This is a genomic window from Methanogenium sp. MK-MG (genome assembly GCF_009914725.1).
GTDB lineage: Archaea > Halobacteriota > Methanomicrobia > Methanomicrobiales > Methanomicrobiaceae > Methanogenium.
The window spans coordinates 1-8785 of the sequence record NZ_JAAAWJ010000076.1 but is presented as its reverse complement, the minus strand read 5'-3'; the positions used below and the strand labels follow the sequence as shown (position 1 = coordinate 8785).

The 8785-nt window shown below is 53.0% G+C and carries 7 protein-coding genes; 4 read left to right on the top strand and 3 right to left on the bottom strand.

The window, feature by feature from the left end:
- Together MKMG_RS09515 and MKMG_RS09510 are read left to right on the top strand one after the other, a co-directional pair.
- On the top strand, nucleotides 1-664 hold a 664-nt coding region (locus tag MKMG_RS09515; RefSeq protein ID WP_165077564.1), incomplete at its 5' end, for a TIGR04083 family peptide-modifying radical SAM enzyme.
- Nucleotides 665-896: 232 nt separating this feature from the next.
- The gene (locus MKMG_RS09510) at nucleotides 897-2537 is read left to right on the top strand and encodes a hypothetical protein (RefSeq protein ID WP_165077562.1); all 1641 of its coding nucleotides are present in this window, start codon (nucleotides 897-899) and stop codon (nucleotides 2535-2537) included.
- A gap of 216 nt (nucleotides 2538-2753) precedes the next feature.
- On the opposite strand, the gene MKMG_RS09505 is transcribed toward MKMG_RS09510, so the two are convergent.
- Nucleotides 2754-4769, bottom strand: a complete 2016-nt coding sequence (locus MKMG_RS09505; protein WP_165077560.1) for a GAF domain-containing sensor histidine kinase — start codon at nucleotides 4767-4769, stop codon at nucleotides 2754-2756.
- Nucleotides 4770-5043: 274 nt separating this feature from the next.
- Between MKMG_RS09505 and MKMG_RS09500 the strand changes: the two genes are divergently transcribed.
- A complete protein-coding gene (locus MKMG_RS09500; protein ID WP_165077559.1) occupies nucleotides 5044-5730 on the top strand; it encodes an HAD family hydrolase in 687 nt (228 codons plus the stop codon).
- Here the strand turns inward: MKMG_RS09500 and MKMG_RS09495 are convergent, their stop codons facing one another.
- Nucleotides 5731-6588, bottom strand: a complete 858-nt coding sequence (locus tag MKMG_RS09495; RefSeq protein WP_165077557.1) for a methanogenesis marker 8 protein — start codon at nucleotides 6586-6588, stop codon at nucleotides 5731-5733.
- 42 nt (nucleotides 6589-6630) lie between these two features.
- Between MKMG_RS09495 and MKMG_RS09490 the strand changes: the two genes are divergently transcribed.
- On the top strand, nucleotides 6631-7413 hold the full coding sequence (locus tag MKMG_RS09490) for a DUF1624 domain-containing protein (protein ID WP_165077555.1): 783 nt from the start codon (nucleotides 6631-6633) through the stop codon (nucleotides 7411-7413).
- Nucleotides 7414-7415: 2 nt separating this feature from the next.
- Here the strand turns inward: MKMG_RS09490 and MKMG_RS09485 are convergent.
- Nucleotides 7416-8785, bottom strand: a 1370-nt coding sequence (locus MKMG_RS09485; RefSeq protein ID WP_165077553.1) for an adenine deaminase C-terminal domain-containing protein, incomplete at its 5' end; no start/stop codon positions are given.

The window sequence follows — 8785 nt, the reverse complement described above, 5'->3', positions numbered from 1 at the left end:
GATCTTTAACTTCTTCATGGAGAACGGGTTTGTGCTCAAACTGCACCCGGCACTCCCGTCCCTCCGGGGCGATGAGCCGGAGAAATGGGCGCTGGCACCGGAGAAATACGGAGACCTCCTCATCTATCTCCTCGACAAATACCTGGAAAACCTGAACACCGCAGAAATAATGAACATCAACGACCTCTTCAAGTGCGTATTCACGCGGACAGGAACCGTCTGCACCTTCAATGACTGCATGGGAAACACCTTTGCAGTCGGCCCGGACGGCAGCATCTATCCCTGTTACCGGTTTGTGGGCATGCCGGAGTGGGTGATGGGCAATGTCTCTGACCGCCCGACAAAAGCAGACCTGGCAGAATCCCGTGCATGGAAACTGATGCACGCCTTCAGTGACTTCGTGGATGAGCACTGCAAAGACTGCGCACACATCAAATACTGCCGCGGTGGCTGCCCCTACAATGCCATCGTGCCCACAGACGGCAGGGTGGAGGCAGTCGACCCGCACTGTCCTGCCTACAAACGAATCCTTGATGAATTAAATGACCGCTTCAATGAAGAACTCTACGGGTCAGCCCCGATGGAAATGGGCGGTTCCCGGAGAAGGCAGCGGAACAAAAAAGCAGGGATCATGGATTTAATGCAGAAGATTGTGTCTGAATAACCAACTCCTTCCGGTTTTCTTTTTTTGGGGTCTCCAGTATCATGAACTCTATTATGAGCTACGCTTCCCGTGATGGAGATAATCCCTCATAAACTGCCAGAGTACACCCCAATCAATTAACATATTCCGGATCGATGAACCTTTAAAAAGGAGAATCAGACTGTATGATCGAAAGAACATGAAGACAGGGAACAGGCAAAGAAACCAGAGGTTATCATTCATCCCACTATTGATGGCGCTCTTACTCCTTTGCTGCGCGACAGGCATCGCTACAGCAGAGGCCAGTACAAAACCATGGACGCTCACACTCGCCGGGTGCGGGACACAGACCATCACCGCAGCAGAATTTTCAGCGATGAAGGCTGACCGCGGCACCACATTCACTGACACGGATGGGAATGTCTACTCCGGTGTGCCACTCACGACACTCATCGGTAGCGTGGATGACGCAGACACGGAGACCTTCAATACCACCCGTGCCACAGAAGGCTACAGTATCATCATCCGGGCAACAGACTGGCATGACCGGATATTCTCACCATCTGACCTGACAGACACGGGGTTCTGTGTGGCAGATTCAGTAAACGGCGGCCCGCTTCCAAAACAGGACGGTGACATCAAGATTGCACCGCTCATTCTTGTAGGAGAGGATGTCCCGGAAGGCATGGGTATCGGAAACATCATGGACATTACCCTGGACGGCGCTGCAATTTCAGGTGAAAAAGAAGAGGCAGTGACAGTTACCATTCTCCGGTACGATGAAGACGGCGGGACAATTCTGAATGCCACCACCAGAGACTGCCGGTGGATGAAAGAGCACCTCCCGATATATGGCAATGGCAAAACCACCTACAATTACCAGGGCCCGACATTTGATACCACAGATCTCTGGAATCCCACTGAAAACAAAAACCCTGAAAAAGTGTGGGAAATCCCGATGGGCACTGCCATCCGTGATCTCTGTGCACTGGTGGGCGGCATGCAGGAAGGAGATGAACTGCGGATGACTGCCACAGACGGATATGTCGTTGAACTGATGTACGAGAACATCTACACACCAAAAGAGAAACAGGGCACCGCAATTCTTGCATGGCAGACCAAAAAAGAGGGATTTGTCCCGGAATACACCGGTGGCCCTGCCCTCTTCTTCCTCGCAGATGACCATGTCTTCGGCAACCAGGATATGAAGGAATGCACGGACCCCGGATACTGGCGGTTCTACTGGTGTTCAGGGACAGAGTATCCATCTGCAGCAGGGCTTGCCGTCCGAAATGTAGAGAAACTGGAGATCTATCCCCGTGCACAGGCAGACTGGGAACTAAACCTCAGTGGATATCTCACCTCGTCCACCTCTAAAAAGGAGTTTGAACAGGGCCTCGCCTGCGGCAAACGTGCACATGGCCATCTTGCGACACATACAGATAATGACGGCCATGTCTGGAGCGGCATGCCCCTCTACATGCTCGTCGGATGGGTGGATGATGCATGCCAGCATGATGAAAACCTTGTTAACAACAAGGCATACAACATGACACTTGCAGAGAATGATGCCTACACAGTCATTCTTGAGAATGCAGACGGAAAGACAGTATCCTTCACCTCGAGTGAGATCATGAAAAGCATGGACTACATCGTCGTAAACCAGGCAGACGGCCACACCTTCAGCATTGACGGTGATATATGGCCGCTTGCACTGCGCGGGAAGTCAGTCCCGGCAGATAAGGAAATAAATGGCATAACTACACTCACCCTTGACTTCGACAACAGTTCTTCCGGCAGCACAGAGCCTGATACCACCCCTGCACCATTCCCGTGGCTGGCAGCGCTTGCCGGAGCATCCCTGACAGGATTCATCCTGCGCAAAAGAGAGTAATATCACATATCATTTTTTTCCGGATTCAGTCTGAATGGGATTATTTGCATTCTCTCCCTCTCTCCGGTGAAGAGCCATGCTGGCTGCCAATGAAGGATCTCCCTGAAGAACAGACCATAATTTCTGTAACCAGGAGATTCATATAAAAAAGGGCACCCATCGCAATGAACCTGATGCGGTAAGAAATGGAGATTACGGTATTCTCATACAAAACGGCTAGTACAGAATCTCAGCATCGTCTTCAGTCTCTTCTGCCAGGCGAAGCGTAAACCGGATGGAAAGCCCTTTATCAGGGCGGCCGGGCATCCGGTCGCCAGGCCTGATCTTCCCCCCATACCTCCTGATCAAAAGACGGGTGATATACAGACCAAGGCCACGTCCTCCCCGTTCGGTGGTGGATTCCTGAAAGAGCGAAAAGAGCTGCATCTTCTTATCGTCAGAGAGGCCCGGACCATCATCCTCAACCGAGACCGTCACTTCATGGCCAGTCTCCTCGCTGCTGATCCAGATATGCACCCCCGGACCGCCGTATTTGATGCTGTTTCTGATAAGATTTGTGAAGACCACTGAGAGAAGACTGTCTGCCCAGACCGTACATCCGGTTCGCATAAAAGAGATATCGGTCTCCGGATACTGCGAAATTTCTGCACTGATGAGTGCATCAAGGTTGATGGAGGTCATCTCAGTTGACTCATCGGTGATTCTCCTGATAGTGGTCACATTGTTGAGAATATCAGTGATGTGATGGGTATGCCACTGGACTTTTGTGGAGTACCTGCTGCCCTCCTCTCCGATATGTTCCATCAGGCGCCGGGAATACCCCAGAACCGCAGCATTTGCATTCTTGATGTCATGGAGCATAATATCCAGATAGAGACTTGCGTCACTATATGCATCCTCCAGCCTGTCCTGCAGGATACCCCGGAGAATCGTACTCCCGATTTCAGAACCGATCATCTCCAGTGTCTTCTTCTCAAATGTGGAGAAGGAGTCACATGACCGCCTGCCGATGTAGAGTGCACCGACAACAACAGAGTCAGATATCAACGGGATACCTGCATATGAGAGCGCATCAATCTCTTCTAACACCTTTGAATCAATCGGTCCGGGCGGATGATTCGGCAGATTATCCACGTAATGCTGCTGCATAGCAAAAAATACCAGATTAAACGGATAATCCAGAACATTCTGCCGCATTCTCGTCTCGATAAATCGTTCGGGGACACCGGATGATGCAACGATGGTTGCCCATTTCGCATCAGTATCCCGCAGGTAGATCCAGCCAAGATCAAAATTCATCTCACGGATAACCGTCTGAAGAATCTCTTCAAGCATCTCGTCCAGAGTATAGACAGAGTTTGCCACCTTCATGACCTCATTAATCATTAAAAGCTGGCTGTTGCGTTTCAGGAGTTCTGACTCTGCATGTTTCTTGCAGGTAATGTCCCGGAATATCACCAGAATATTCCGGGAATTATCCGGCAAGGGAACCAGCAGAATCTCCACATCAACACTGCGTGTTCTGCTGATGCGAAGCTGATCCTCAATCATCCGGGAGTCAGGGGGTAACGAACCGGCATTACATTTCAGGGTATTCACCAGTTCTGAAAAATCGTTGTCTACAAGACGGATTTTAGGGAGGCCGCTCTTCAGAAACGCATTTTTTCCCAGCAGTTTGCGCGCTGCCGTATTATAATACCGACACGCTGTATCGGAAAGGACAATGACTGCATGAGGGTAGGCATCAAATATTTCGAACGGAATACCCAGGTCATCACCTGCAGGGGGAACCACCTCATGCAGATCCGCCGGTGACGGAGAGACATGGGAACCGGGATAAATGGTTGCGGCAAGAAGGGGAGAACCCGGGATGTCTGAAACAGAGACCAGCGAAGGGACAGCAGTCCCCCGGGAGTCTGTAACAGAGGCGCGGATAAATGTCCCGGGCCTGAATGCATCATAAATGCCGCCTGACGCATCAGATCCATCTTCCTGCGGGTCACAGGGACAAATGATCTCACCGATAGCAGGTGATGCAGATATAAAATCCTCAGGATACTGGTACCTGCTGTGAAATGCCTTGTTTGCAAAGATCACATGCCCGGTTTCACCTATAAAAAGAACCGGGATTTCAGAATGACGAATAAATTCATAGTAATCATGAATATCCGTATCAATATGTCCCGTTTGGAATGGTGGGGGGATCTCATTCTCTGCTGAATTGTTTTGCATATATAGCAGCACCGGGGGGTCAGGCGTAACAGGTTATAAGAGCAATTGAAAGTCTGTACATATATATGCATCCCTGAATCTAATTCAGCAGACATATCGTACCTGTCTATCCCGTGGCAGACGACACCCGGTTGCGGACATAAAATCACCCGGATTTCATCGTATACGAAAAGGGGCAAAAGGCCGGCAATCCTTTTTCCATTTATTACCGCAATACCAAACCTGTTATCTGCACTCCGCAAACCACTATACACTGACAACAGGTCTTTTGAACATGGCTGATACAGTGACTGAAACAATACCGGAATACGTTCTCTTTGATATGGACAATACTCTCTATGACTTCTATTTTGCCAAAAAACAGTCATGCGAGGCGGTAGTAGATCTCGCGGGCAGCGGAGAGGGCACGGAGCTCTTCCGGTATTTCCTGCGGGGTACTCACGGGTTTGAAGACCACAATAATATACGTGATTTCCTTGAAGACCGCAGCATCTTTGAAACCCGCCTGTATGAAGATGCATGCGCGGTCTACGAAGAGGTGAAGGTACAATCATTAACCCTCTATCCGGGAGTGGCAGATACCCTCAGGCTGCTTGCAGATGCCGGAGTATCCATGGCAATTGTCACCGATGCACAGAGCAGTCAGGCGGAAAAACGTCTTGCCGCAACCGGGGTCAGAAACTACTTTGAAGGTGTAATGACTCCTGACCGGTCAGGAGTCAGAAAACCAAAGCCTGATATATTTCATGCGGCAGCAGCCATTCTGAAGTGCAATGTCCGTGAGGCATGGATTGTGGGTGACAGCCCGAAGCGGGAGATTGAACCCGGCAATCTTTTGGGCATGACAACCGCCTATGCGAAATACGGCGACTGGATTGGGATTCCCTATCCCAAGATCACACCGGACTACACCCTGGAGTCCTTCGGTGATCTGCAGGACATAATGCACCTGGAAAAATAATCACAGGAGAGGGGACGGACCCTTTCCTTCTGAATAGGGCAGTGCACGCCCGGCAATCACCACAGGTGTTTCTGCAGACGCGATCTTTGCAAGCACCACCTCTTTTCCGGCTGCGGTCATGGCAAACACCGGGACTGCTTTGCCACCCTGCAAAAGGGCCCGTTTTCCGGCGACCTCATACAGGGCACGGGACGCACACGGGAATATCAGGTCACAGGATGCGGCGAATTTATCTGCACCTTCAGCTGTCGTGCCGGTGGTGTGCACCGCCACAATGAAGGCAGCGGGGCACGTCCTGCGCAGTGAGGCAGCCTCATCTGCAGAGGCGGTTGTGACAGCCGGTGCATGAAATCCTTTTTCCAGAGCCATGCAGACCCCGTCTTCTGCATTGAGTGCAGCATCACGGGGGGAGACCACAATGCCGCCGTGTTCACGAATCCGGTCAATCACCGCAGGAATCGGTGTTGTCGATACCAGCCCTGACATCTTTCCCCCGATGCCCTGTATAAGACGGGGAGAAGTCGCAATAACCGTCCCTGCCCCGTCGCAGGCGATCACCGCTGCGTCAATGATGCCACATTTAAGAGCAGATGAGAGCAGTTCAGATGCCCCAAAGAGCACATAATCCTCATCAGACACCACAACACGTCCGGGAGTGCACATGCCGAATGCAGCAATGCGCCCCTCAATATTGCGCCGAATCTCCTCTTCGCTAAAATTTATCACCGGCTCACTGAACCGTGCCGCAAGCGGGCAGGAGTCAATACAGGCCGGGCCGACCGAGACCACATGCCCGTCCCTGACAACGACACGTGCACGGCCTGCGGCCTCAATTATATGCTCATCGCCCTGAGTCATCACACTAATGCGTATTGCACCCCCGTATGATAATGAAGACGAATGGAGCAGGCAGAAGAGATGCAGGAGAGACACAGGGCGAGATTCTGGGAGATTGATACGGCCCGCGGCATTGCCATCATGATGATGGTCACCTACCATATGATCTATGACCTGGTATACTTCGGTGTGGCAGACATTGCCGTTACCAGTGGGTTCTGGCGGGCGTTTGCGCTGACATGTGCCTGCACCTTTGTATTTCTTGTCGGGCTCTCCCTGCATATCAGCAGGGAACGCGCCATGCAAAGAGGAGTGGAGGGGCGAGCCCTCGTGCGCAAGTACCTCATGAGAGGTCTGTTCATTCTCGCCCTCGGCTGCGGCATCACCGTTGTCACCTGGTATGTGATCGGCGGGGGATACATTCTCTTCGGCATCCTGCACCTCATCGGCCTCTCCATCTGTCTGGCACCGCTCTTCTTCTCTCTGCAGAGAAAGAACCTCATCGCCGGAGTGATCGTCCTTGCACTGGGCCTTGTGATGACAGGGACAGGGGGCCCCATCTGGCTGGCGTGGCTGGGCATCCACCCTGCAGGATTTTATTCTGTCGACTATGAACCGCTCATACCCTGGTTTGGCCTGGTGCTCCTGGGGCTTGGGACGGGAGCATACCTCTACCCAAAGGGGCGTCCGCTGCGCCGGATTACGCAGCCCTGCCCTCCTGTAACCGACCTCCTGGCAGCGGCCGGCCGGCACTCACTTCTGATATACATCATCCACCAGCCGGTGCTGATACTGCTCATGATGGTGGCGGGGATCATTCCCCCCGACACCTTTGGTATATTCTAAAATTATTCGGTGCGGGAAGAGAAGAGCGGCACATCGGCAAAGGCGCCCACATCAAAGACACCCCGTTCCGTCACCCGGATTTCAGGAATGACCGTGAGTGCGCAGAAAGAGAGATACATAAACGGATTTTCAATACATCCGGTTGTGCGGATGCATGCCTCAAGTGACCGGAGAGACGCTGCCACCTCATCATACGGGAGGGACGACATCAGGCCGCCGCATTCCAGCGGCAGAAAGGCAGATCTGTTACCTGAGACTGCCGCCATGCCGCCGTCGGCTGCAATGACCATATCTGCAGCACGGATGATGGAGGCATCGTCACTCCCGACGGCAATGAGATTGTGGGAATCGTGGGCCACACTCGCTGCCATGGCACCATCACGGATGCCAAACCCTTTCACAATACCAACGCCACAACCACCACTGCGGTAGCGGTCACAGACGACCAACTTCAGGAGATCACGCGACGGGTCGGGAAGAGCCGCCCCGTCAACCTCAACGGATAGTGCACGTGTCAGAATCTGGCCCGGCACCAGACCCACCACACGGGCCGTCCCGGACCCGTGAATGGCAATGGACTCCTCTGTCAGTGGAGCACACGAGAAGGGCACATGCAGGACATCCGGACGCCGGTATCCGGAGTCAGTCCACCGGACACCCAGAATATAGGTGTCCGTTACCGTGCAGGGCCCGGCATCGTCCAGCACACAGAAATCGGCCCGCCTGCCCGGTGAAAGAGCACCACGGTCGTTCAGGCCGAAGCGTTCTGCAGCAGAGAGAGTGGCCATCCGGTAGGCAGTCTCCGGTTCAATGTCTGCGGCAACGGCCCTGCGGATACAGTCATCGATATGGCCGTCTGCTGCCAGCATATCAGCATGCCGGTCATCGGTTGCAAAACAACACCGGGGTGCAGTCACAGGTGTCACCACCGCAGCCAGTGCAGCAAGGTTCTTCTCCGTTGACCCCTCACGCAGCATAATATACATCCCGCGCCGGAGTTTTTCTGCAGCCTCCGCAGCACCTGTGCATTCATGGTCACTCTGGATGCCTGCTGATATATAGGCACATAGTTTTTCCCCGGAAAGGAGTGGCGCATGGCCGTCCACAACTGCAGAGAGACCAATTTTGCAGAGCAGGTCAGCGTCTTCTGCGAGCACGCCCGGCACGTTCATCACTTCACCGATGCCGGAAACACCCTTTTCACCGACAAAGGCTGCGAGATCATGGCAGGAGAGAACAGCCCCACCCCTGTCCAGCGGTGTGGCCGGCACACAGGACGGAAGCATCAGCCTGATATCCAGCGGAACTTCTGAACGCTGACGCAGCATATACCTCAGCCCTGCTGTGCCCGCGACATTTGCAATCTCATGCG

What these genes read in the sequence shown, in the direction of transcription:
- MKMG_RS09510 (WP_165077562.1), top strand. Translation starts at nt 897, where the DNA reads ATGGCGCTCTTACTCCTTTGCTGCGCGACAGGCATCGCTACAGCAGAG.
- MKMG_RS09505 (WP_165077560.1), bottom strand. Translation starts at nt 4,769, where the DNA reads ATGCAAAACAATTCAGCAGAGAATGAGATCCCCCCACCATTCCAAACG.
- MKMG_RS09500 (WP_165077559.1), top strand. Translation starts at nt 5,044, where the DNA reads ATGGCTGATACAGTGACTGAAACAATACCGGAATACGTTCTCTTTGAT.
- MKMG_RS09495 (WP_165077557.1), bottom strand. Translation starts at nt 6,588, where the DNA reads ATGACTCAGGGCGATGAGCATATAATTGAGGCCGCAGGCCGTGCACGT.
- MKMG_RS09490 (WP_165077555.1), top strand. Translation starts at nt 6,631, where the DNA reads ATGGAGCAGGCAGAAGAGATGCAGGAGAGACACAGGGCGAGATTCTGG.